This is a genomic window from Flavonifractor porci, from assembly GCF_037572415.1.
In the GTDB taxonomy this organism is placed as follows: Bacteria; Bacillota; Clostridia; order Oscillospirales; family Oscillospiraceae; genus Flavonifractor; species Flavonifractor porci.
In genome coordinates this window covers 1-1,823 of the sequence record NZ_JBBHLB010000035.1, presented here as the reverse complement: position 1 = coordinate 1,823, position 1,823 = coordinate 1, and the positions used below count along the sequence as shown (strand labels likewise).

General features: G+C 48.2%; 1 protein-coding gene. It reads right to left on the bottom strand.

Features of this window, described 5'->3' with window-relative positions; all coding sequences use genetic code 11:
• Nucleotides 1-142 precede the first annotated feature (142 nt).
• Complete coding sequence (locus WHJ28_RS16420; RefSeq protein ID WP_227604059.1) at nucleotides 143-1,663, bottom strand: transposase; 1,521 nt, start codon at nucleotides 1,661-1,663, stop codon at nucleotides 143-145.
• Between the last annotated feature and the right edge of the window lie 160 nt (nucleotides 1,664-1,823).

Below are 1,823 nucleotides of genomic sequence, written 5' to 3'. Positions count from 1 at the left end.
GACATTAAGGTCAAAAGGGAGGTTTTGAAGTTAGCGCAGCTAATGTTAGGCCTGTTTTGCTGCTCCAAAACAATATCATACCAATAAAAATTGCCTGCCGGCCCTCTATACGGGACGGCAGGCAATCCAATCTTCCGATTGTTTAACTGAGGAGAGGATTTTGGGCGCAGGACAACAAGCCTCTCCGGTGTCGAAGAAGTTTGTTGAAATTCATTGCGGAGATTTTAGCCCCAAAAAAGAATTTACTCGGGATAAATCCTCTCACGGGCATCTTGTCTACTTGGTACCGGTTACGCAGTATGGACGGAACCGATTCTATTCCGTTCCGAATTCTATGCCAATTTTGAAAATCAGGTGCATGCATCTGTTGCTGCTGCCTTGCGCGCTCCACAGCCGAGCGGGAAAGTGACATTTGACAGGTCGCCCGTCGCTGCTTTGCCTGGCATTCTTCGCGGTGATCACATCCCATGCAATGTTCAGATTTAAAGTAGGCCCTGATTCGGGACGTTCTTTCTGTGTAGGAGCAGCGTATTGGCGCATATCCGGCTGGACATTGCTGCACACTCTTTCCGTTATCACTTAGCAGAAAACCGCCGTAAATATCCGGTACAGCTACACCCTTTAATGCTGTATTGATGAGCTCAATATTTTTCTCTGCTGCAAGTTCTCTGCACTCCTGCCCCACATAGCCGCCATCCGCAACAATCCGCACGGTCTCCTTTTGTTCTTCTGTGCGCGTAAGATGGTCGCGAAGAAAGCGCGGGTCGGAAAATATGTTTTTCTCATATTGATAATCCGTAATCACGGAACCGCTGCTGTCCACACTCTCCACCACATTCGCAGCATATCCAATATGGTCTTTCCCTGCCTTTACACAGTATGTCGCATCCGGGTCAGTAGGATTTTGCAGGGAAGTTGTTGACGGGGATTCCTCTCCCTTCTTGCGAAGCCGTCTTCCGCCGCTTCCGGCAATGGTCTGCTCGTCCAGGCATCGGACAAGCAGACGATACTCCTCTGTTTCCTGATATTGTGCCGCACTCCGCAGCAGAAGCTGGTCCGCATCTTTCAGAATGGTCTCTATTCGCTCATTCATATCTGTGTTCCGGCAATGATACACGATGAAATTGCGGTCACCTGGCTGGCAGTAATGTTCCAGCCCTGTCAGTTTACCGATGCCTTCCTTCTTTTCGATACGCTTGGCAAGTCTTGCAACACAGGAATAGAGCAGCTCGATCCGGCTTAATTTTCGGATATTTGCCTCGATCATCAGCGAATCCATACGTTTGACGTGAGAATTGATCCCCATCAGTTTTGCGATTTTGCGGTTCAGATCGCAGACGCACTCATGGAACAAATCTACGCCGGTAGTTTTTTCGTATTCATAGCAGCGTTTCCGAAAACGGGACAAGGATTTGTCGCTCAACGGCTGCTCCTCGTAGCTGGTGGTGTGGAGAGCATACTGATAATGGATGTCCAGCATCAGATTCTCAACAATCTCGTCATCGGACAAAGCAAACAGTTCTTTTATAATGAGCGCACCCACAATAATATTGACTGGGGTATTGGGTCGTGAAGCATTTTGAGAATACAAAACTCGGAAACGTTCTTCGTCAATGGCGGGAAAAATCTCATCAGAAAACACTTTTGCCCATGACTTTTCCAAAAAGCTCCGCTCCCGTCTCGTGAGCCGGAGACTGCGGTCGAATATGGACAACTGCTGGCTTCCGTTGGCCCTGTATGACATCTTCCGCCACCACCCTGTTTTTATCTACATTATATCAAACCTGAAGTATTGTGTCACACCCCCTTTTGACCTTAATGTC